Source organism: Hymenobacter mucosus, from assembly GCF_900188255.1.
In the GTDB taxonomy this organism is placed as follows: domain Bacteria; phylum Bacteroidota; class Bacteroidia; order Cytophagales; family Hymenobacteraceae; genus Hymenobacter; species Hymenobacter mucosus.
Genome location: NZ_FZNS01000001.1, coordinates 823,394 through 844,528 on the forward strand (window position 1 = coordinate 823,394; position 21,135 = coordinate 844,528).

17 protein-coding genes are annotated in these 21,135 nt (G+C 56.9%); 4 read left to right on the forward strand and 13 right to left on the reverse strand.

Annotated elements, in window-relative coordinates:
• Nucleotides 1-17 precede the first annotated feature (17 nt).
• Complete coding sequence (locus CHB83_RS03435) at nucleotides 18-476, reverse strand: type I restriction enzyme HsdR N-terminal domain-containing protein (RefSeq protein ID WP_055562677.1); 459 nt, start codon at nucleotides 474-476, stop codon at nucleotides 18-20.
• 181 nt (nucleotides 477-657) lie between these two features.
• On the opposite strand from CHB83_RS03435, the gene CHB83_RS03440 reads away from it, so the two are divergent.
• The 3 genes from CHB83_RS03440 (at nucleotide 658) to CHB83_RS03450 (ending at nucleotide 3,797) form a co-directional block, all read left to right on the forward strand.
• A complete protein-coding gene (locus tag CHB83_RS03440; protein WP_045689606.1) occupies nucleotides 658-1,431 on the forward strand; it encodes an AMP nucleosidase in 774 nt (257 codons plus the stop codon).
• Between the two features lie 242 nt (nucleotides 1,432-1,673).
• Nucleotides 1,674-2,111: a hypothetical protein gene (locus CHB83_RS03445; RefSeq protein WP_089331655.1), complete on the forward strand. Its 438-nt coding sequence runs from the start codon at nucleotides 1,674-1,676 to the stop codon at nucleotides 2,109-2,111.
• A gap of 33 nt (nucleotides 2,112-2,144) precedes the next feature.
• On the forward strand, nucleotides 2,145-3,797 hold the full coding sequence (locus CHB83_RS03450) for an amidohydrolase (RefSeq protein WP_089331656.1): 1,653 nt from the start codon (nucleotides 2,145-2,147) through the stop codon (nucleotides 3,795-3,797).
• Nucleotides 3,798-3,912: 115 nt separating this feature from the next.
• On the opposite strand, the gene CHB83_RS03455 is transcribed toward CHB83_RS03450, so the two are convergent.
• The 4 genes from CHB83_RS03455 to CHB83_RS03470 form a co-directional block, all read right to left on the reverse strand.
• Nucleotides 3,913-4,428, reverse strand: a complete 516-nt coding sequence (locus CHB83_RS03455; RefSeq protein ID WP_045689609.1) for a DinB family protein — start codon at nucleotides 4,426-4,428, stop codon at nucleotides 3,913-3,915.
• A 137-nt stretch (nucleotides 4,429-4,565) separates the two neighbouring features.
• Complete coding sequence (locus CHB83_RS03460) at nucleotides 4,566-5,984, reverse strand: MFS transporter (protein WP_089331657.1); 1,419 nt, start codon at nucleotides 5,982-5,984, stop codon at nucleotides 4,566-4,568.
• Nucleotides 5,985-6,108: 124 nt separating this feature from the next.
• A complete protein-coding gene (locus tag CHB83_RS03465; protein WP_089331658.1) occupies nucleotides 6,109-6,726 on the reverse strand; it encodes a nucleotidyltransferase family protein in 618 nt (205 codons plus the stop codon).
• A 97-nt stretch (nucleotides 6,727-6,823) separates the two neighbouring features.
• Nucleotides 6,824-8,011 carry an XdhC family protein gene (locus CHB83_RS03470; RefSeq protein ID WP_089331659.1) on the reverse strand — a complete coding sequence of 396 codons (1,188 nt, stop codon included), beginning with the start codon at nucleotides 8,009-8,011 and terminating at the stop codon, nucleotides 6,824-6,826.
• Nucleotides 8,012-8,346: 335 nt separating this feature from the next.
• Here CHB83_RS03470 and CHB83_RS03475 point away from each other — a divergent pair, with 335 nt between their 5' ends.
• Nucleotides 8,347-9,864: a S8 family peptidase gene (locus tag CHB83_RS03475; protein WP_089331660.1), complete on the forward strand. Its 1,518-nt coding sequence runs from the start codon at nucleotides 8,347-8,349 to the stop codon at nucleotides 9,862-9,864.
• A 93-nt stretch (nucleotides 9,865-9,957) separates the two neighbouring features.
• Here the strand turns inward: CHB83_RS03475 and CHB83_RS03480 are convergent, their stop codons facing one another.
• The 8 genes from CHB83_RS03480 to CHB83_RS03515 form a co-directional block, all read right to left on the reverse strand.
• Nucleotides 9,958-12,297 carry a xanthine dehydrogenase family protein molybdopterin-binding subunit gene (locus CHB83_RS03480; protein ID WP_089331661.1) on the reverse strand — a complete coding sequence of 780 codons (2,340 nt, stop codon included), beginning with the start codon at nucleotides 12,295-12,297 and terminating at the stop codon, nucleotides 9,958-9,960.
• Nucleotides 12,298-12,428: 131 nt separating this feature from the next.
• The gene (locus CHB83_RS03485; protein ID WP_089331662.1) at nucleotides 12,429-13,412 is read right to left on the reverse strand and encodes an FAD binding domain-containing protein; all 984 of its coding nucleotides are present in this window, start codon (nucleotides 13,410-13,412) and stop codon (nucleotides 12,429-12,431) included.
• Between the two features lie 121 nt (nucleotides 13,413-13,533).
• Nucleotides 13,534-14,169, reverse strand: a complete 636-nt coding sequence (locus CHB83_RS03490; RefSeq protein WP_089331663.1) for a (2Fe-2S)-binding protein — start codon at nucleotides 14,167-14,169, stop codon at nucleotides 13,534-13,536.
• A gap of 590 nt (nucleotides 14,170-14,759) precedes the next feature.
• Complete coding sequence (locus CHB83_RS03495; RefSeq protein ID WP_179225441.1) at nucleotides 14,760-15,104, reverse strand: hypothetical protein; 345 nt, start codon at nucleotides 15,102-15,104, stop codon at nucleotides 14,760-14,762.
• A gap of 248 nt (nucleotides 15,105-15,352) precedes the next feature.
• A complete protein-coding gene (locus CHB83_RS03500; protein WP_089331664.1) occupies nucleotides 15,353-16,870 on the reverse strand; it encodes a glycoside hydrolase family 32 protein in 1,518 nt (505 codons plus the stop codon).
• Between the two features lie 95 nt (nucleotides 16,871-16,965).
• Nucleotides 16,966-17,859, reverse strand: a complete 894-nt coding sequence (locus tag CHB83_RS03505; protein ID WP_089331665.1) for a carbohydrate kinase family protein — start codon at nucleotides 17,857-17,859, stop codon at nucleotides 16,966-16,968.
• A 75-nt stretch (nucleotides 17,860-17,934) separates the two neighbouring features.
• The gene (locus CHB83_RS03510; RefSeq protein ID WP_089331666.1) at nucleotides 17,935-19,272 is read right to left on the reverse strand and encodes a sugar porter family MFS transporter; all 1,338 of its coding nucleotides are present in this window, start codon (nucleotides 19,270-19,272) and stop codon (nucleotides 17,935-17,937) included.
• A gap of 134 nt (nucleotides 19,273-19,406) precedes the next feature.
• Nucleotides 19,407-21,128 (reverse strand): RagB/SusD family nutrient uptake outer membrane protein, encoded by a 1,722-nt coding sequence (locus CHB83_RS03515; RefSeq protein ID WP_089331667.1) that lies wholly within the window; start codon nucleotides 21,126-21,128, stop codon nucleotides 19,407-19,409.
• Nucleotides 21,129-21,135 lie beyond the last annotated feature (7 nt).

Sequence of the window (21,135 nt, forward strand, 5' to 3'; positions counted from 1 at the left end):
CGCTGCTACTGGTTGATTTACGGTTGTTGAACTTCCCCGTAGCTGGGCACCTCCAGTAGCCGCTCGTTGGTACGATGCACAAAGTCGACGCGCCAGCAGAAGTGGTGCAGCCCATTTGTAAGTAGCAGCAAAGGGGCACCTATCGTTTGGTTGTAGGTAGCCGCTTGCAAGGCCACATCGGCCGTGATGGGCACGCTAGGGGCTTTGCATTCCACTAGTAACAAAGGGCGGCCGTAGGCATCAAGGGCGCAGAGGTCGGTGCGCTTCTGGCGCTGGTTGTACGTATGGCCGCGCTCCAAGCTCAACAGTCCTTTGGGATAGCCCCGATGATTGATCAGGTAGTGGACCACGTGTTGGCGCACCCACTCCTCGGGAGTAAGTACTATATTACGCCGACGCAATACATCCCAGATTAGCAAATTTTCGCTGGATTTTGTAACTTTGTACTCGAAAGGCGGCAGGTTCAACTCTTGCATCACCTCCAAAGGTACGGCCCTGGGCTCCAAACTCCCGCTTTTCGTCCCGTACCGTCGCACCCCTCGGGTTCCGACGGTTTTTTTGTACCTCTATTTTCCGGCTGTGCAAAGCTGGTGGCGGCCCCAAGCCGCGACTGACCTTGTCGCAGCCTTTTGTAAAGACACTTTAATTCCCTTCTATATGAAAACCAAAGCCGACATTGTTGAGAACTGGCTCCCCCGCTACACTGGCGTGCCCCTGAACGAGTTCGGGCAGTATATTTTGCTGACCAACTTTATCAACTACGTATCCATGTTTGCCGAGCAGTTTGGGGTGGAGATTCGCGGCATCGACAAGCCCATGCAAACGGCTACGGCCAACGGCATCACCATTATCAACTTCGGTATGGGCTCTCCCATGGCAGCTACCGTGATGGACCTGCTTTCAGCCATCAAGCCTAAGGCGGCGCTGTTCTTGGGTAAGTGCGGGGGCTTGAAGAACAAGACCAAGCTCGGCGACCTGATTTTGCCTATTGCCGCCATCCGGGGTGAGGGTACCTCCGATGACTACCTGCCAGCTGAAATTCCCGCCCTGCCTTCGTTCCGCTTGCAGCGTGCCGTGTCTTCCATGATCAAGAAGCACGAGAAGGATTACTGGACCGGCACGGTATACACTACCAACCGCCGCGTGTGGGAGCACGATGAAAACTTCAAAGAATACCTGCGGCAGATTCGGGCCATGGCCGTGGACATGGAAACTGCTACCATCTTCACCGTGGGCTTCGTGAATGAAATTCCTCACGGCGCCCTCCTGCTGGTGAGCGACAACCCCATGACGCCCGAAGGCGTGAAAACCTCGGAGAGCGATAAAAAGGTAACTGCTGACTTCGTGACGGCCCACCTGCAAATCGGAATTGAGTCGCTGCTGGAACTCAAGAACTCCGGGGAGTCGGTGAAGCACATGCGCTTCGAGTAGAGCACCAGAACCTAGGTAGCTAGGATCCTTTCAAGCCCGAACCAATGACTTGGTTCGGGCTTTTTGTTGGGGGTAGTTCAGCGCTTATGCCTCCTTTTTGTAATATTTATGGGTAGAAGAAGTAGGCTGGGCGCGAGTAATTAGTACTTTTAGCCAGCAAGCCTGCATAAATAGCGTCGGTATCAGCCAACGCTGTGTTAGTTGAACTGAGCTTCATTGCGTTGCTCCAACCCATTGTCTTTATGAGTTCGTTCAGCTCCAATTATCTCACTATCCATTATAGCACCGAGCAAAACTTGCTGGTAGCCCGCTGGCAGCGTTCGGTGATGCCGTTTGAAATGCACCGCGGCTATGGGGCTTTGTTAGATGAGGCAGCGGCGCAAGATTGCCGTTTTTGGCTGGTAGATACCCGGCGGCGAACCAGCGTAGATGCTGCCGATGTGCACTGGATGCTAGACGAGTTTTACCCTAAGCTCCACCCGCGCCTTGGCCGGACTACCTTCCTAGCTTTCTTGATGGCACCCAATCAGCTTGCGGGCATCCTTGCCGACCCCAGTGTGCCGGCTTTGAACGTGCTTGATGGGCGTCCCTACGTGATTCAGCGCTTCACAGAAGAGGCCAACGCCCTGACCTGGTTACAGCAAATGCAGGAGCACGAAACACTAGTAGAGCGGAAGTAGCAGGCACGGGCGTTGGTTGTGTACCTTCGCAACATGACCCGACTTCGACTCCTATCTTTTCTGGCTGCCCCGGCTTTACTAGCGGGTTGTGCCAACACTACTCGTACGCCCGCCGATGTACTAGTGTACAATGCTACGGTATACACCGTCGACTCCACCTTTAGCACGGCCCAAGCCTTCGCCATTCAGGATGGTAAATTTGTAGCAGTAGGTTCGGCCGAGGAGCTGCGGGGGAAGTTTCAGGCCAAACAAGAGGTAGATGCCAGAGGCCAGTTTGTGTACCCGGGCTTTTACGATGCGCACTGCCACTTCTACCGTTACGCTTTGGGCCTGCGCGACGCCGACCTGGTAGGTACCAGTTCGTGGCAAGAGGTAGTGCAGAAGCTACAGCAGCAGCGTAAGCAATATCCGCAGGCCGCCTGGATTACGGGTCGGGGCTGGGACCAAAACGACTGGCCCGGCAAGCAGTTCCCAACCAAAGACACCCTGGACGCCCTATTTCCCAACACGCCGGTATTTATAACCCGGGTAGATGGTCACGCTGCCCTCGTGAATCAGAAAGCGTTGGAGCTGGCTGGCATTACGGCGCGCACGCCCATCAGCGGTGGTACTATTACCAAAGACGCTAGTGGTAAGCTCACCGGCTTGCTCGTGGACAATGCGGTGCGCTTGGTATCAGGCAAGATTCCGGAGCCAACGGCAGCCGAGGCTGAAGCGGCCGTACTGGAAGCCCAGCAGCGTTGCGTAGCCGTAGGGCTAACCAGCCTGGCCGACGCGGGCCTTGAAAAAGCCAACATCGACCGACTAGCCGATTTGCAGGATCAGGGCAAGCTCAAGCTGCGCCTATACGCTATGCTGGCTCCTACTAAAGAAAACAAGCAGTACTACCTTAAAAATGGCCCCGTGTTCAAGGACCGGCTGACGGTGTGCTCGTTTAAGGTGTACGCCGATGGCGCCCTGGGCTCCCGTGGCGCCTGCCTGATTCATTCCTACGCCGACCGCCCCCAGGAAACCGGGTTCTTGCTTTCGTCGGTGGCCGACTTTCGCAGCTTGGCCAAGGAACTAGCCGCCAGTAAGTTTCAGATGAATACGCACGCCATCGGCGACTCGAGCAACCGCCTCCTACTTGATATATACGGCGCTGCTCTACACGGCCAAAAAGACCGGCGCTGGCGCATCGAACACGCCCAGATTGTAAGTAAGACCGATGTACCCAAGTTTGGGCAGTTTGGTATTGTGCCCTCGGTGCAGCCAACCCACGCTACGTCCGACATGTACTGGGCCGGTGAGCGACTAGGGCCCGACCGTCTAAAGACGGCCTATGCCTTCAATGACTTGCGTAAGCAGTACGGACAGGTAGCTCTCGGCTCGGATTTTCCCGTGGAAGATATTAACCCGCTTTTCGGGTTTCACTCGGCCGTAGCCCGGCAGGATGCCAAGAACTACCCCGCCAGTGGCTTCCAGATGGAAAACGCCTTGAGCCGCCCCGATGCCTTACGCGGCATGACAACGTGGGCCGCCCACGCAGCCTTCCAGGAAAAGCAAAAAGGCAGCATCCGGCCCGGTATGGCCGCCGACTTCGTTATTCTGGATACTGACCTGTTGCAAGCACCGAAAGAGAAGCTTCGCAGCGCTAAGGTGCAGCAAACCTGGATTGCTGGCGAACAAGTATTTGCGGCTAAGTAGGCTTCCAGACTCGCTAAACGCAACCTCGTACATATAACAAGGGGGGCCTATCCGCATGGATAGGTCCCCCTTGTTATATGTACATCAACTGAAAGGAAGTTGACCGGTGTACGGTTTACCGCTGGGGAGCTTCGTCGGCTGAGCCGCCGTAGATGGCGGGCACCGGAATATCAAGCAGGCGCAGATACACAGAAAGCTGTCCGCGGTGGTGAATGAGATGGTTGAGTACTAACATACGAGCCACGGCAGCGCGGGGCATCGTGAACAGTACTTGCTCTCCACGGCGCAGGCTCCAGCTGTCATGGAAGGTAGCATCGTCTACCTGCTCCAGCGCTTTGTGAATGTTTTCCCCGTTCACATCGAAGCGGCGTAGCACCTCGTCCGTCGTTGTCGGCGAGTCAGGAAATTTCACCGTTAGCACGTCGGTTTCTGCACCCTGCAACGACATTTCCAGGAACCCCACCAAGTTTGCCATGTGCGAGGCCAGCGTCCCAACCTTCATAGATTTAGGATGGGGCTGCCATTCAAACTTGTCGGAAGGTACGCGCTCTAACAGGCGGCGCGTGAGGGCAAGTTCATGTTTCAATTCTTGGCCGAGGGCAGCCTGAATGGAGGGTTGGGTGTTGGTCATGTAAGAGAAAGAAATGGTATGCAATGGGCCTTTCAACCACTCAGGCCCCGAATAGTTATGCACCTATTATACTACACAAAGAGTCCTATCAGCTAAGCCAATGGGACTCTTTGCGTGATGCAATAATACATCTGGTGTTAAGATCGGGTTGCTGGCATACCCACGTTAGGGGTGGCTGGGGGAGGTCCGGGGGCGGCTACATCCGCCTCGTTGATGTCGCGCAGCTTCTTGCCCCGGAGGGTAAGCAGGAAAAGTAGGCCCAAGATGAAAAACACGATGAGCGACAGAATGCTGTTGCGCATAGAACCCGTTATTTGTGCGATAACGCCAAAAACGGCCGTACCAATCACGATACTGAGCTTTTCTGTTACGTCGAAGAAGCTAAAGAAAGCGGCTGTATTGGGCGTATTTTCAGGGATAATCTTAGAGTAGGTACTGCGCGAGAGGCTTTGAATGGCGCCCATGGTGAGACCAATGACGGCGGCTAGTGCGTAGAACGACCACCCTGCCTGCACGAAATAGCCGGCTACGCAAATGCACATCCAGATGAACACAGACCAACTCAAGGCGCGGGTGTTACCAATGCGCTCCGACAGTTTAGCAAATAGATAAGCACCCAGAATGCCTACAATTTGCAGCAGCAGAATAGTAACAATTAGAGCGGTGCTTTCCAGGTGTAGCTCTTTGTCGCCGAAAATGGTAGCCACGTACATCACCGTCTGCACACCCATGTTGTAGGTGAAGTAGGCTAACAGAAACCGCTTTAGGTTGGGTAGCCCTTTAAGCTGATCGACTACCTTACCCAGCTCCCGGAACCCGTTGAGCAACCAGCCCGAATCTGAAACGGCTCCGGCGGGTCGGCCGGGGTCGGCGGGTAGGGTAAAGAATGGTATCTGAGCGAAGCCAGCCCACCAAATACCCGTCAGGAGGAAAGCCAAGCGGGTAGCGTGGCTTTCCTCCAAGCCGATTTTGTCGTGCCCCATAATCAGGCCCAAGCAAATAACCAGCAGCAGCACCGAGCCGATATACCCCATAGAAAAACCACGCGCCGACAAGGAGTCGTACTGCTCCTCGCTCGAAATCAGCGGCAGGTAGGAGTTGTAGAACACAATGGAGCCGGAAAAGCCAATGGTAGCCGAAATAAAGACGAACGTACTGGCTGTAAGCGTACTAGGCGTAAAGAAGTAAAGCGCCGCGCAGGACGCCGCCCCGAGGTAGCAGAAAATCTGCATAAATAGCTTCTTCCGCCCCGAGAAGTCAGCCAACGACGTCAGGAAAGGGCTTACCAGCGCAATGACGAGGAAGGCTGCCGAAATAGCATACGTCAGCAGCGAGGAGCCCGGAACCTTGAACCCTAGAAAGCTGACAATATCCGTTTCAGGGCTTAGCTGCTTGGTGATGGCGCCCCAGTAAATCGGGAAGATGGAACTGGTGATAACCAGTGGGTACACTGAGTTGGCCCAGTCGTAGAAAGTCCAACCGCGGGTGATGCGCTTATCATCTTTTGGAATGGCATCAAAGGCGGTGTCCGGCGCAGGGGCCGAGGCAGTAGTCATAAGACAATAGTTGAGGTTGTAGGGCCCGACAAGATAACGGGAATTCCGGGTTGCGGTTGTCGGTTTGGGCCCATACCTAGCTGGAGCAAGGGTGCGTACTAGCTCGTCCCCATGGCCTCCACCGCTATTCGTTACCGGGCGATGCCACAGGTGCTGGGATGGCCAGCAACTCGGCGTACTGGGCCTCCGTGTCTACATCAATAACTCCCGCGGGAAACGGCACGGTGGCTACCAAGTCGGGTCGGTGCTTTAGGAGCTGCCCTGCCCCGGCGGCATTGGGCAGTTGCAGTAGCAAGGGCAGCGCTTCCCGCCCAAACAGGGCAGGCACTCCGGTAGTACTACTATACTGGCTTGCGGCAATTGGTAAGCCAGTAGCGGCCCGAACAACAGAGAACTGCTTGAGTAGATCTGGCGTCACGTGGGGCTGGTCACAGAGCAGCACCAACACTTCCGTCCATGCCGGCTGAAGCTTTTCCAGCTCCGCCAGGCCACATTTCATTGAGGCTCCCATACCCTCTGCCCAGGCGGGGCAGTGCACCGTTGTTACGGGTAAGCCGGCTAGTTCCGGTAATAGTTCTTGGTGCAAAGCCCCCGTTACTACTACTACGGGTAGCCCCGCTGCGGCCATTACGCTGGTTTCAGCGGCGCGGCGGAGTAAGGTGTTGCCCTGGAACCGCAGCAGTTGCTTGGGGCGCCCCAGCCGAGACGAAGATCCGGCCGCAAGAAGTAGGATGGTAGGCATACAGGTATTCTAAGCTCAAACGAAGCTGGCGAAGGATGATTAGTAATTGGCTTCGGCAAGCGCCTACGTTAGCTCTGTTGCTTCCCTTACGCAAGCCCTATAGGCCGCACACGGCGTCTACCCTTCCTTCGGCTACGAGAGGAGCATCCGTACGCAAAGGCGGGTGAATGGGGTGCGGCGAGTCGCGCAAAAAGCCAGCAGGGCGCCCGGTTAGCACGGCCTGAATTTCGGCTATGATGGAAAGCGCAATTTCCTCAGGGGTTTCGGCCCCTAGGTTCAGGCCAATGGGGCTGTGAATACGCCCCCGCAACTGTTCGGCTGCATCGGGCACATCCTTACGCAAGTCGTCTAACAGACGCTCGTATTTCTTCCGCGGGCCGAGCAACCCAATATAGCGCGCATTAGCAGCGGGCAGTAAATGCTGCAGCACGGCCAAGTCATAATAGTAATTGTGGGTCATGAGCAGGGCGAAACTGCCGTCGTAGGGTTCGTCAGCTACCTGTGCCAAGGGCAACACCCGCACCTCGTCCGCATCGGGGAAGCGCGTGGGTTGCGCCTGGGCGGGTCGGCCGTCTACTACCTGCACACGCCAGCCAAGGCTGGCAGCTAACCGCACGAGGGGTTGCACATCGTTGCCGGCACCATATACCGTGAGGCGTACGGGAGGGCGCAATATTTCCAGACTAACCCTTGTGGTACCGGCTTCTGCTGGATAATGACGGGTAGCGGGCTGACCGGCAGCCAGCGCACCACGCGCATCGGCCAATATGTGCGGGTACAAGTTGGCATGGGTAGGCAAGGTTCCTTGAATACCGGCCGAGGTCAGCAGCAACCGTTGCCCCACGTGCAGGTCCTGGCCCCCGCCTGCCACCCCAAACACGGTGGCTATTACGGCTAGTTCTTCTACTCCGCTGGCCCAACGGCGCAGCAGCTCCACGGGGTTGTTAGGGTCGGTAAAGTCGAGAGGTTCTAGCAAAATCTGTACAATGCCCTGGCAGCCCAGGGCAGCGCCAAACTGCAAGTCATCGTCGGGGTCAGTAGAATCGTAGGTGACAACGGTGGGACGCCCTTGCTGAATAGTACGCCGGGCGCGCTGACGGGCGTCGCCTTCAAGGCACCCTCCGCTGATGGCGCCCGTTAGCTGCCCCTCATCCGTTACGAGCATGCGGGCACCGGGCCGTCGATAAGCCGAGCCAGCTACATCCACTACCGATGCCAATGCACAAGCCCGGCCCGCAGTACGGTGGTCATCGTAAGCACGCAAAAGACGTTCAAGTTCAGTCATGGCAAGAAACCAGCAACCAACCCGGTATGTTGGGCCAGCCCGAAAACAGATAGGAGGAACAAGACAGACTATCCTAAAACGGCCTGCCAGCACTACGTACGCAGGTTGATGGCGTGAGGTTGAATACCGTGGAGCTTGCCGTATTTCAAAACGGTAAAGTATTGCTATTTAGTATTTTACTTATAATACTTTATAAACATTCAATAATGCTGTAAACTGACCTATAGAAAATATCATATGTTGAATGTGCATAATTTTATGATTTAGGCAATTAAATCCTTGTTTTATAACAAATCACTCTGAACTTAGGGGGCATATACTTAACCATCCTTTTCATGATAAAATCAACATTTACAGCTCGTTCATTCTCTCTTATGACCCTTGGCTTGGCTCTGATGACGGGCTGCAGCAAGGAAGAAATTCAAGTATCGGATGTGGCTGCGCAGGCTAGCCGCTCCAACCTGGCCGAAGCCACTGCCCAAGGGGTTGTGCGCCGGAGCCACGAGTACATTATCCTGTCGGCCACGGACGCCTTGCCCGCCGACCTGGCCAGCAAAACTGCCGCCGCCAATGGTAAGCTAACAACGGAACTACCCGGAACTGGTCTTGCCATTGCTACCTCCACTGACCCCGATTTCGCGGCTAAAGCCTCCCGGATTAGCGGCGTGCGTTCGGTTATTCACGACTTCTCCTATCAGGGCTACAACCCCGTCTCGGCCCGCGAAACGCCGGCTCTGAACGAGTCTGATAACACCAACCCAGCCAGCACCGGCGACAACGACCGGTTCTTCCCCTTGCAGTGGGGTCATACCGCTATTCAAGCGCCCGAAGCCTGGAACGCGGGTGCCCGTGGCAGAGGAGCCCTGGTAGCTGTGCTAGACGGCGGCTTCGACCTGACCCACCCCGACCTGCAGGCTAACATTCAAGAATCTGTATCGTACGTTCCCGGCGAGCCGGCTCAGTTCGCCTCCACGGCATTTAGCCACGGCACCCACACCGCCGGTACTATTGCTGCCGTCGACAACACTATTGGGGTAGTTGGAGTAGCCCCCGACGCCAAGCTGCTGCTGGTGAAGGTACTGGCTGATGGTGGCAGAGGCTCCTTCTCGTGGATGATTCAGGGCATTTACTACGCCGTGGCGCACAACGCCGACGTTATCAACATGAGCTTGGGCGCGGCTATTCCACGCAACAGCAAGTACCTCGACGATAACGGCACACCCGATGATCCGTCGGATGATAAGGTGGTAAACGAAACCAAGGAAATTCAGGAACTGCTGGTAGCTATTGGCAAGGCGACAACTTACGCCAACAAGAAAGGCACCACGGTTATTGCCTCGGCCGGCAACGACGCCAACAACGGGCAGCGCGACCAGGACCTAGTACACATTCCTTCTGGTGCTACCGGCGTGATTTCGATTTCGGCTACCGGTCCTATTGGCTGGGCCCTGAACCCGCTCACCGCTGATCTTGACCGCGTAGCTTCTTACACCAACTACGGCACCTCAGACGTAGACTTCGCTGCTCCCGGTGGCGACGCCGAGTATCCTGGCAACGAGATTGTAACGGTTGCGGGCGTTCGTCAGTATGCCTTTGCGTTTGACATGGTGTTTAGCTGCACAAGTGCAGGCCGCTACAGCTGGTCGGCTGGCACGAGCATGGCTGGTCCTCACGCTGCAGGTGTTGCCGCTCTGATTGTAGGCAAAAACGGTGGTCAAATGGCTCCCGCTCAGGTGCGGGCCGTGCTGCGTGCTTCCGCCGACGACCTGGGCAAAACCGGTCGTGACCCATACTACGGCTACGGCCGCGTAAACGCCTACCGCGCCGTAACCACGGGCTTCCAAGCTCAGTAAGCTACTGCTCTACGCGTTGCGTACATACAAAAGGCCCGTTTCCACTTGGAAACGGGCCTTTTGCTTTTTGTGCGGTCACGAACAGGCAGTACTCTATACCTGCACCATCTTGGTTTCAAGCACTTTGTCCGGCGTGATGGGTAGGCTGCGGATGCGCTTACCTGTAGCGTGAAACACCGCATTAGCAACGGCGGCGGCTACCCCTACCATCGAAATCTCGCCAATGCCCTTCACCCCCATCGCGTTGATATATGGGTCATGCTCGTTCACAAATTCCACCGTCATTTCCGGAATGTCGGCACTAACGGGAATGTGATAGTCGGCCAGGGTAGCGTTGGTGTAGCGAGCAAAGTTCTGGTCGCGCTTGGTGGCTTCCATCAGCGCGCATCCAATGCCAAAGATGCTGCCGCCAATAATCTGGCTGCGGGCCGTTTTGGCGTTGAGAATGCGGCCCGCGGCGTGCACACTTACCCAGCGGGTAACGCGCACGGTACCCAAATCGGGGTCTACCTTCACCTCGCAGAAGTGGGCGCCAAAGGAGTGCATGGAGTGGCCCGCCATGTCGTCTTGGTGGCCGGAGTCGGCCGGGCCAGCCGCTAGTCCCGACTCGTAGCCGGCGCCGTACTTACCGTTGCCGCTTCCTTCCACATCGCTCATTTCGTTGCGCTTCATCAGCGTCGCGAAGTCTTCACCCTTGGTCTTATCTGACTTGAGCACCATCCGGCCTTTTTCCACCACCACATCGGCGGGTTTGGCTCGGAACAGTGGCGACTTCTTATCCTGCGTGGCTTGCTTGATAAGCTTCTGCCACACGTCTTGCGCAGCCATGTAGATAGACGACGACACCGTGCCCGCCGCCACCGACCCCCCGGAGTTAGGCGCGGTAGGCAGTTTGGTATCTCCTAGTTCAAAGCGCACTTTGTCGGGAGTTATCCATAGCGCATCGGCCGCTACTTGGGTCATTACGGTATAGGTACCCGTGCCCAGGTCGGTAGCGCCGGTTTGCACTAAGGCATGCCCATCGGCGTAGAGCCGCACGCGGGCCGTGCCTTGGTTGTTATGCACGGGGTAGCTAGCCGTAGCCATGCCCCAGCCCACCAGCAGGCGGCCGTCGTGGGTGGCACCGGCTTTGGGGTTGCGCTTGCTCCAGCCAAACAACTCGGCACCGCGGGCATAGCACTGTTTTAAGCTCTTGCTACTCCACGGTTTACCGTTGCTGGGGTCCTTCTCAGCGTAGTTGCGCAACCGAATTTCCAGCGGATCAATGCCCAATTGATACGCCAGGTCATCCATGGAGCATTCAATGGCAAACGAGCCGGGAGCCTCGCCGGGGGCACGCATAAACGTAGACGTCATCACATTGGCCCGCGCCAACTGGTAAGATGATTCAAACGTTGGGCACGCGTACAGCAGGTTTATTATGCGGCTGTTTGGCTCAGCGTAGTCGTCCCACGGTGAGGTGGTAGAGGTTTTCTCGTGAATGAGAGCCGTCAACTTGCCATCCTTCGTCGCCCCTATTTTCAGCGTCTGAGTTTGGTCTTCGCGGTGGCCCATGCTGGTAAACATCTGCGGCCGTGTGAGGGAAAGCTTCACTGGGCGGCCCACAGCCTTGGCCGTTTGCACCGTAAGAACAGTGTGGGGCCAGCTAGAGCCCTTGCAGCCAAAGCCGCCACCAATGTACTTCGTGACTACGCGTACCTGCTCAGCGGCTAGCCCTAGCATGGTGCTCAGCGCTTTTTGGGTGCGGGTTACGCCCTGTGTTGCCTCGTACACGGTTAGGCGGTCCGCAGCTTCCCAATGAGCGGTAGTAGCCCCAGGCTCCATGGGGTTGTGGTGGTTGATGGCGTGCACGTAGGTATGCGTGAGCTGCACTGGCGACGCCGCAAACGCAGCCTTCGGGTTGCCCCGCACGGTGTGGCCCGGCGTTTTACCATCCTGCACCTTCTGCGGATCAAATAGCTCGGCTTTGGGATCTTCGTAGGAGGCAGCCGGTTTTTCGGCGGCAATGTTCACGCGTACGAGTGCAGCCGCGTGCTGAGCCCGCTCCAAGGTATCGGCCACTACCACGGCCACGGCCTGCCCAGCGTAGTGAATCTGGTCGGAGGTTAGGGGCAGGAAACCCATGGGGGCGCCAATAGCTTTTTTGCTTTGGGCATCATTGGGGGTTTTGGCCAGCTTGGGCAGATTTTGATGGGTAAGAATAGCTAGTACCCCCGGCTCTTTCAGGGCCGCGCTAGTATCAATGCTTTGGATGCGGCCTTTGGCCACGTCACTGGTTTTGAGCACCGCGTGCACCAGCCCAGGCAGGTTGTTGAACTCAGCCGAGTAGCGGGCCTGCCCTGTCACCTTGGCGCGGCCATCTACCCGATCGAGAGGCTGCCCCACGGAGCCGCTCTGGGGGTTGGTTTCAAAGAATTTTGGTTCGGTATCCATAAGGAAAGTATTCCAGGAAGTGTAGAAACGCTATCTGTTGCGCTTCAATCAGTAGGGGCCAGAAGGGTGGCAACGCGCCGGCTTCCCGGGTTGCGCCTTAGACGTTAGGTGCGAGTTTTCCCTAACCGTTCTTAGCCAGCAACCTTCTGCAAGGCCTGCACCAGCGTATTTTGAGCTAGCTCCACCTTATAGCGGTTTTCGCTACGTGGTTGCGCCCCACGGAGGGCTGCGGCCGCGGCAGCCCGAAAAGTTGCTTCGGTAGCTGGGGCGCCCGTCAAGATTTTTTCGGCTTCGCGGGAGCGCCAGGGCTGAGCTCCTACCCCACCCAGTGCCACGCGGGCCGAGCGAATGGTGCCTCCTTGCACATCAAGGCCAACGGCAGCCGACGCCAGGGCGTAGGCGTAGCTGGCTCGCTCACGTACTTTTAGGTAGGTGGAGCGGCGAGCATGGACGGCCGCCGGAATTGTGACAGCCACAATCAGCTCGCCAGGTTCCAGCATGGTTTCCTTCTGGGGCGTTTTTCCGGGTAATAAGTAGAACTCGGTGACGGGCACGCGGCGCTGCTTGCCCTTCTGGTTTTCCAGGGTCAGCACGGCATCCAAGGCCGCCAGGGCTACCGATAAGTCGCCGGGGTAGGAGGTAGCAATGCAGGCATCGGAGGTACCCAGAATGGCGAGGTTGTGGTTGTCGCCTTGCAAAGCGGGGCAGCCCGAGCCGGGTACGCGCTTGTTGCAGGGGAAGGCCGCGTCGCGGAAGTAGCCGCAGCGGGTACGCTGTAGAATGTTGCCGCCAATGCTAGCCATGTTGCGCAACTGGGGCGAGGCGGCCAACAAGAGCGACTCCGATATGGCTGGGTATTGCTGCAATACGAGCGGGTTTTCGCCCACATCGCTCATACGCTCCATAGCGCCAATGCGCAAGCCGTCCGGCGTTTGCTCAATGCCTCTGAAGGGTAGCATGTTGATGTCAACCAACTGAGGATGTTCCTCTAGGTTAGCCTTCATCAGGTCCAGCAAGGTAGTGCCACCGGCGATGTAAGCGGCCTGCGGATTAGCCTTGCGGATGGCGGTAGCCTCCTTGGCAGAGCCCGCTTGCGTATAGCTAAAATTATTCATGGGAATAGAAGTGAAATGGTGGGGTAGTGAACTGGTAACCTGAGGTGGTGGTGAAGTAGGCCGCCGCCGCTGCCACGTTGGCAAACAGCATGGGTAGCAGCCTATTCACCAAGGCACCACGCTACACCTTCCCTTTTCCGGCCACCTCCCGCACAGCCGCTACAATGTTGGGGTAGGCCCCGCAGCGGCAGAGGTTACCGCTCATGTACTCCCGAATTTCTGCTTCAGAGTTGGCATGGCCTTCACGCACGCACGCCACACCCGACATAATCTGGCCAGGCGTGCAGTAGCCGCACTGGAAACCATCGTGCTTGATGAAGGCTTCCTGCATAGGGTGCAAGTCTTCGCCTTTGGCTAGACCTTCGATGGTTGTAATTTCCTTGCCTTGGTTCATAACCGCCAGGGTAAGGCAGCTATTAACCCGGCGGCCATCGATGTGCACGGTGCAAGCCCCGCACTGGCCATGGTCGCAGCCTTTCTTGGTGCCCGTCAGGTCCAGGTATTCCCGCAGGGCATCAAGCAAAGTCACCCGGGGTTCGGCCTGAATGGTGCGGACGGTGCCGTTTACGTTCAGCCGCATGGCCGATACACCTTCTACCGTTTTTGAAAAGGCCGTAAGACGCTCTGCCTGGCTGATGAAAGGCGGTGCAAGCGCCAAGCCTAGAATGCCACCGGCCTGCTTCATAAAGGAGCGGCGCGAGCCGTCGTCCGGCCGCAGCTCCGAAGCTCCGCTGGTAGGTTCGGAATGATTGGACATGGAAATAAGAACTGGAGGTGATTGGAAAGACGGGCGCACAACCTGCCATACTGCAAGCGCCACGATGTATTCAACCCGACTATGATCCGATGGTTGTGCTTGGTCTTACAGTACGGCTTAGCCCAGGCATAGTTCAGCCACCTGCCGCTTAGCCCTCGGCACATCCCAAACTCGTTTGCCCTGGCACCGCTAACACCTTCGAACAAAACCGCTTACGCTAGACTGAGCGGCCTACCGCGCTGGCAAAAACGGGCCTGATATCCCCCGCCAAAGCAGCAACCCATAGTCACGCTGCAACCTGATAATCATAATATTACACATCTAATCAAGCCTATATTCAGACGCTCAGACGAGCTATTTCCCGCAGGTGATGCGATAAGGTAAGTAGCCCATGTTACTCAAAGCCTCTTATTTCATATCAGGACCCGAAGCCGCGGTGGATACCTTGTGTCAAGTGCAAGCTACGTTAGTGTCTTAGCTCCTCATAACCTGCTTCTGGGATAGCCTACAGACTCTGCAAAACATGAAAGGCCCGTTTCAGCATGCTGAAACGGGCCTTTCATATGTACCTCTAGATAGAGGAAAGATGCTTAGCGAGTGGTACCGCCGGTAGTCGTACCGCTGGTGGTGCCGCTGGTAGTAGTACCCGAAGTGGTGCCGGAGGTAGTGCCAGTAGTGGTAGTACCCGAAGTAGTACCGCTGGTAGTGCCGCCCGAAGTAGAGGTACCGCTGGTGGTGCCATACGTGGTAGAGCCACTAGTAGTGCCGGAGGTAGTACCTGATGTTGTTCCCGACGTGGTGCCATCGGTGGAGCCGCTGGTAGAGCCGGCGGGAGCATCAGTGCTCGTGCTAGAGCAAGAGCTGAGGGCGGCGCCTACGCAGAACGCGAGGCCGAGGGTGCGAATAGCCAGGGCTGATTTAACTACCTTTTTCATAGGAGTAGGTTGGTTGACGTGGTGAATGAGTCAGATCAAAAATGTTGTTTAACAACGATTGTATTGTACGGTCTCAAACGCTGCGCCGCCTAAAAAATTTATACGAACAAATACGTATTTTGCCTCTTTTTATCAGTATAAATACCGACAAATCAGCTGTTTGCAAGTATTTCGGCACACTCACCGCCCATCAAAACACCGTTTTGCAAGCCTCGTACGGCAACCTCTTCCTATCCTAGAGTGATACTTTATTTCACCGTTCCAGCCAGCGAAGCATACGTAAGCGCGTCAAACGTAACGCCATTTTTGGCCCGAATTTTCAGCGTGGTTAGCGGTTGAGAAACGAAGAATATTTCCGTCATAGTGGTGAGCCCATCATCAGCAAATACTTCCACAGAAGCGGCATCAAACAAGAGCGTGAGGGCGGCAGCGGGGCCCGTAGCTAAGCGGGGCCCGGGGTGGCGACCCGCAAACTTGTTGCTGAAGCCCGTGGCACCGGCCTTGCTCCGGTCGATGTAGTACTGGTTAGCTATTTTGTTGTAACCGATGGCCAGCTCCTCCCCTTTTGCATTCGACAATACGAGGGCAAACTCTTGTAGCTGCTTGGTCGTGAGCTTGAGCTGAAACTGCGGGCTGCTGGGCTTAATCTTATCTGACAGGTCTAGCTCAGACTTCACCGCCACGTTTTTTAGCGTTTGGCTGGGCTGGGCAAGCTTGCTTACTTCCTTGGCAGGCTCCGAAGTGAGGTAGATTTCCGGACCTACTTGCCGCAACGCGAGGTCTCGCGGTGTGGTCATGGCGCTACGCCAGGGCGAGGTAGGCACTTCGTTGGCGTATTCCCAGTTGCTCATCCAACCCAGGAACAGCTTGCGCGCCCCGGTGTTGTTCCACGTCACGCCGGCGTAGTTGTCTTTGCCCCAATCAACCCACTTTTGGGTGGTAGTGGTAGGCGTGAAGGTTTTGCCATCGAACTGCCCCACAAAGTACTGGGTTGCCGAGCCCCCATTGGGCCCGCCGGGGTTAATGCTCACCAGCAGCACCCAGTGGGTTTTGCCGTTCAGGACCAGCGGAAACAGGTCGGGGCATTCCCACACGCCGCCGTGGGCACCCAGTTTCTCGCCAAACTCGCTCAGCTTGGTCCAGCTTTTCAGATTGGGCGAGCCGTAGAATGTAATGCGGTCCTTGGTTGCCAGGGTCATTACCCACTGCTTTGCCACCACGTTCCAGCTCACCTTGGGGTCGCGGAAGTCCTGGATGCCCGGATTGGGCAGTACCGGGTTGCCCTCGTACTTCTTCCAGGTTTTGCCTTCGTCGAGGCTGTAGGCGAGGCTCTGGTATTGGTGCTTGTTGGTTTTCTTCTTTTCCTCGTCGGCGTTGTGGTGGGTAAAAATGGCTACCAGCGCGTTTTTGCCGAACCCGGCGGTGTTGTTTTCATCTACCACGGCGCTGCCCGAGAAGATCATGCCCAGCTTGTCAGGAAACAAGGCAATGGCTTCCTCCTTCCAGCTTACCAGGTCTTTGCTGGTAGCATGGCCCCAGTGCATGGGCCCCCAGGTCATGCCCTCGGGGTAGTGCTGAAAGAACAAGTGATACGTACCGTTCAGGTACACCATCCCATTGGGGTCGTTCATCCAGTGTGCCGAGGGTGTGAAGTGGTAGGCAGGGCGGTATTGGGGGGTAACCGGGGGTACGGGGGCAGGCGTTTGGGCCTGTACTACGGGCGCGGCAGCTAGAAGCGAAAGGGCCAGAAACAGGGTCTTTTTCATGCGGGTGGGAAGAGTGCAGGTAGTAACGAAATCGGACAAGAGTAGCTTAAGCCAGCACAGATGCCAGCAGACACCATATAATAAGGAGTGCGGCGCTACACGGCGCGCGGCTCCAGCAGTTCCAGCACATCGGCTTCCCGAATGGCGGGAGTAGCGCCCAAGTGCGTAGCTACCAGTGCCCCCGTGGCGCAGGCAAAGCGTAGGGCTTCGCCAGGCTCCTGCCCGTTCAGCCAGCCTTTTAGCAGAGCGGCCAGGAAGGAGTCGCCGCTGCCAATGGTGTCTTTAACCTCTACCGCTACGCCGGGGGCCCGGTACAGCTGCCCATTGGTACAGAGCAGGGCACCATCGGCCCCACAGGTTACGCACACGGCCTGCAAATCAAACCGCTCGGCTAGCCATTGCATAGCCGTGGGGCGGTCGGTTTCCAAGCCAAACCAAGTCATGATTTCGGCCAGCTCGTGGTGATTCATCTTTACTAGGTTTGCCTTTTCCAGCAAATACTTGGTTACCTCCTTAGTGTAGTGTGGGGGCCGCATGTTCACGTCGAACACCTTGAATCGGGCGTGTTCCAGCAGGCGGTACAGGGTTTCGCGGGTGCCGGCCTGGCGGGCAGCCAAGCTACCGAACACAAACACCTCGGCCTGCTCCACAAGCTGCTCTAGCGCGGCATCGTACTGAATATAGTCCCAGGCTACGGGCTGCACAATCTTGTAGGTCACCTCGTTGGCGTCATCCACGTTGGCTTTCACTACGCCGGTAAGGTGGGTTTTGCCGCGCTGCACATAGTCGGTGCGGAGGCCCTTGGATTCAATAAACTCGAGCAGCTCGGTACCCAGCTCATCATCGCCAACACGGCTAATCAACTCTACGGGCAAGCCCAACTGGTGTAGGTGCACGGCCACGTTGAAAGGCGCACCGCCGGGCTGCTTGCCGGTGGGCAGCACGTCCCACAGCACTTCCCCAAAGCAGACTATTTTCTTTTCAGACATAGGAATACGGGAGTTTAATTGAGAAGAGGAACCAAGCAGCTCAGTGCCGGAGGGCGGCGTACTGCTTTAGTGGCACTAGTGAATTACCAAGGTTTTTTCTAGCTGTTCCAGCGAAGTACCCTTGGTTTCGGGCATGAGGCGCCACACAAACAGCAGCTGCAACACCATCATGGCGCAGAAGAACGCAAACGTGTGGCCGCCGCCCAACTGCTCGGCGAAGTAAGGAAAGGTAAACGCAATAATGGCGGCCATTACCCAGTGCGTGGACGACCCCAGGGCCTGCCCTTTGGCCCGCACCGTGTTGGGGAAGATTTCGGAGATGAACACCCAAATGACGGCTCCCTGCGAGAAAGCAAAAAAAGCAATGTACACGAACAGCAGCACCGGCACTAGCATGCCGCCCAGAGCGCTGAAATCTTGGGTGTAGAAGGCATATGACACCAAGCCCAGAGTAGCAATCAGCCCAAATGAGCCAATGAACATGAGCTTGCGGCGCCCAAACCGGTCGATGAACTGGCGGGCCAGCAGCGTGAAGGCAAAGTTTACTAGCCCCAGCCCGGCTGAGGAGAGTAGCGCCGAGCCTTTGCCCAGGCCCGTCATTTCAAAGATGCGGGGCGCGAAGTAGATAATGGCATTGATGCCCGACACTTGGTTGAACACGGCAAACAGCACGGCCAGCATAACGGGCCCGCGGTACTGGCGGGCAAACAACGAGCGGCCACCTTCTATGGCGGCGTCAGTGGCATTAGTGGTCAGGATGCTGGTCACGTCTTGGTCGGCGGTGGTGGGGTTGATGAGCTGCATCACCTGCCGCCCTTCCTCTACCCGGCCCTGTCCAATCAGCCAGCGGGGGCTCTCCGGTACCCGAAACAGCAGCAGGAAGAACACGGCCGCGGGTACTACCTGTACGCCCAGCATCCAGCGCCAGTCCTGCTCGCCAGTGCCCGTGAGCAAGTAGTTGGAGAGGTAGGCCACCAGAATGCCCAGCACGATGTTAAATTGAAACATGCTCACCATGCGCCCCCGCGACTCGCGCGGCGACACCTCCGAGATGTAAAGCGGTGCCGTGACGGATGAGGCACCCACGCCGAGCCCTCCCAAGAAGCGGAACACTAGAAAAGCAACCCAGCTTTGCGTAAGGGCCGCCCCCAGGGCCGACACGAAATACAGCACCGCAATCCAGATCAGGGTTTGGCGGCGGCCTAGCTTATCGGACGGAATGCCGCCGAAGATGGCGCCGAATACGGTACCAATCAGGGCAATGGAAATCGTGAAGCCGTGCTCTACCGGGGTCAGGTGCCATACTTGCTGAATGGCCTTTTCAGCCCCGGAAATAACGGCCGTATCGAAGCCGAACAGAAAGCCGCCCAGCGCTACCACCAGGGACCAGAAGAAAACGTTGCTATTTTTCACAGCGGAAAATTCAAGGGTGAAGGCAAGAAAAGCAGCCCATCATGCTGAGCGCAGCCGAAGCACTTGGCGTGTTACTAGCTGGTTTGAGCGAGATGCCCCAACTAGCTCAACAAGATGGGCTTGGGTATTCGGGGTTACCAGCCGGGGTTCTGCTTGTAGAGGCCTTTGCTGAAGTTAATCTGGTTTAGCGGAATCGGGAGGTACTCGTCGCGGCCGGCTGTAAACCGGGCCGTTTGCAAGTACTGGCGCTTGGTTTTTTCCCGGTCGAAGTAGGTATTCAGGTAGTTGGCCGCAATGCCCCAGCGCACCAGATCAAAGAAGCGGTAGCCCTCCATGGCAAACTCCAGGCGCCGCTCGAAGCGCAGAGCCTCGCGGGCGTACTGCTGGTTCCACGCCGCCATTGGGTAGAGGCCAATATTGTAGTTGGAGATGGTGGTGCCGGTAGCAGTTTTCAGCTTGGCGGTGCTGTTTTGGGCCCGCCGCCGGATTTGGTTGATAATGGGCAGTGCCTCCGGGGCCCGGTTCAACTCAATAAGGGCTTCGGCCTTCCACAGCAGTACATCGGCGTAGCGGATAAGGGTCCAGTTCTTCGAGGAGCTCATGAAAGGAGGCGTTTTCTGAAAACTAGGATCCGAGGGCAGCACATTTTCCTTCATCGACATATAGACCCCGTAGGTATTCTGGTCGCGCAGCCAGGAGGTCTCAAAGATGAACGTAGGCGCATACTTATACGGGTGCGAGGGAATCCCGACGGTATGATCGAGGCGCGGGTCTACGGTATTGGTTTGAAAATCAGCCGGCTTAGCCAAGTCGGAGTTGTTGAAGGTGGTAAACAGGGGCAGTCCCTGCGCATCCGTCTTAAAGGAGTTTACTAAGTTCTGGCTGGGCTGGTGAAAGCCGCAGCAGCCGTAGTCGGGGTTCATGGGGTAATTCAGCTGGTTGCCCCGGTCGGTGCGGCCCTTGGGCGTACCATCGTTGCGCGAAAACTGAATGGCAAACACCGACTCAGGCCCGTTGTCGCCCACGGTCAGGAAGTTGGTGGCGAAATCGGGGTGCAGAGAGTACTTGCCCGAGGCAATGACTTGGTCGGTCAGGGTTACTACCTCTTGCAGCTTGGCTTGGTCAACTGACGTCACGGCGTGGGCATCGTTCTGCACGTAGGCCTGATAGAGCAGCGTTTTGGCTAGGTAGGCCTGGGCCGCCGACTTGTTGGCCCGCCCCGTTTCCGGCTGGGTTTCGGGGAGGTTGGCTACCGCAAAGCGGAAGTCGTCGGCAATCTTGGTCCACAGCTCGTCGTTGCTCAGGGCCACGTTCGATACCTCGGCGTACTGCGCCGTGGGCACCGTTTCGTCGATGTAGGGTACGCGCTTAAATAGCTCTTTCAGCAGGAAGTAGAAGTGCCCGCGCAGGAAGCGCACCTCTCCCTGGCGCACCTTCTTGCTAGGCATGGCCGCCGCATCAATGGCGTCAAGGCGGCGCAGAGCATCATTGGCGCGCGAAATACCAATGTAAATCAAGAACCACAGCTCATCGGTGTTGCCCACATCCACGCGGTTGAACGTGAAGGTTTCGTAGAAGTGGAAGGCGTCCACGTCGGCCGTGCCGTTGCCGCCCTTGTAGGCGTCGCCGCCGCGCACGTTGCCGTAGGGCCACATGGAGGTGTAAGGCGCCCGGTACACATCGTTGCCGAGCTGGGAGTAGGTGGCTATTACCTGCTTCTCCACGTTGGCTACGGTGTTCAGCTGCTCATCGGTGAGGGCACCCGTGGGCTGCACATCAAGGAATTTTTGATCGTTGCAGCCAACGGAAACGGCTAGCAGGGAAAGCGCCAGCACGCTGGATTTTAGGATATTCATGGGTAGG

Excerpts from the sequence above, each read along its gene's own strand:
- CHB83_RS03460 (WP_089331657.1), bottom strand. The coding sequence starts at position 5,984 with ATGACTACTGCCTCGGCCCCTGCGCCGGACACCGCCTTTGATGCCATT.
- CHB83_RS03500 (WP_089331664.1), bottom strand. The coding sequence starts at position 16,870 with ATGAAAAAGACCCTGTTTCTGGCCCTTTCGCTTCTAGCTGCCGCGCCC.
- CHB83_RS03445 (WP_089331655.1), top strand. The coding sequence starts at position 1,674 with ATGAGTTCGTTCAGCTCCAATTATCTCACTATCCATTATAGCACCGAG.
- CHB83_RS03515 (WP_089331667.1), bottom strand. The coding sequence starts at position 21,128 with ATGAATATCCTAAAATCCAGCGTGCTGGCGCTTTCCCTGCTAGCCGTT.
- CHB83_RS03490 (WP_089331663.1), bottom strand. The coding sequence starts at position 14,169 with ATGTCCAATCATTCCGAACCTACCAGCGGAGCTTCGGAGCTGCGGCCG.
- CHB83_RS03465 (WP_089331658.1), bottom strand. The coding sequence starts at position 6,726 with ATGCCTACCATCCTACTTCTTGCGGCCGGATCTTCGTCTCGGCTGGGG.
- CHB83_RS03505 (WP_089331665.1), bottom strand. The coding sequence starts at position 17,859 with ATGTCTGAAAAGAAAATAGTCTGCTTTGGGGAAGTGCTGTGGGACGTG.
- CHB83_RS03450 (WP_089331656.1), top strand. The coding sequence starts at position 2,145 with ATGACCCGACTTCGACTCCTATCTTTTCTGGCTGCCCCGGCTTTACTA.
- CHB83_RS03485 (WP_089331662.1), bottom strand. The coding sequence starts at position 13,412 with ATGAATAATTTTAGCTATACGCAAGCGGGCTCTGCCAAGGAGGCTACC.
- CHB83_RS03480 (WP_089331661.1), bottom strand. The coding sequence starts at position 12,297 with ATGGATACCGAACCAAAATTCTTTGAAACCAACCCCCAGAGCGGCTCC.
- CHB83_RS03440 (WP_045689606.1), top strand. The coding sequence starts at position 658 with ATGAAAACCAAAGCCGACATTGTTGAGAACTGGCTCCCCCGCTACACT.
- CHB83_RS03470 (WP_089331659.1), bottom strand. The coding sequence starts at position 8,011 with ATGACTGAACTTGAACGTCTTTTGCGTGCTTACGATGACCACCGTACT.
- CHB83_RS03455 (WP_045689609.1), bottom strand. The coding sequence starts at position 4,428 with ATGACCAACACCCAACCCTCCATTCAGGCTGCCCTCGGCCAAGAATTG.
- CHB83_RS03495 (WP_179225441.1), bottom strand. The coding sequence starts at position 15,104 with ATGAAAAAGGTAGTTAAATCAGCCCTGGCTATTCGCACCCTCGGCCTC.
- CHB83_RS03475 (WP_089331660.1), top strand. The coding sequence starts at position 8,347 with ATGATAAAATCAACATTTACAGCTCGTTCATTCTCTCTTATGACCCTT.
- CHB83_RS03435 (WP_055562677.1), bottom strand. The coding sequence starts at position 476 with ATGCAAGAGTTGAACCTGCCGCCTTTCGAGTACAAAGTTACAAAATCC.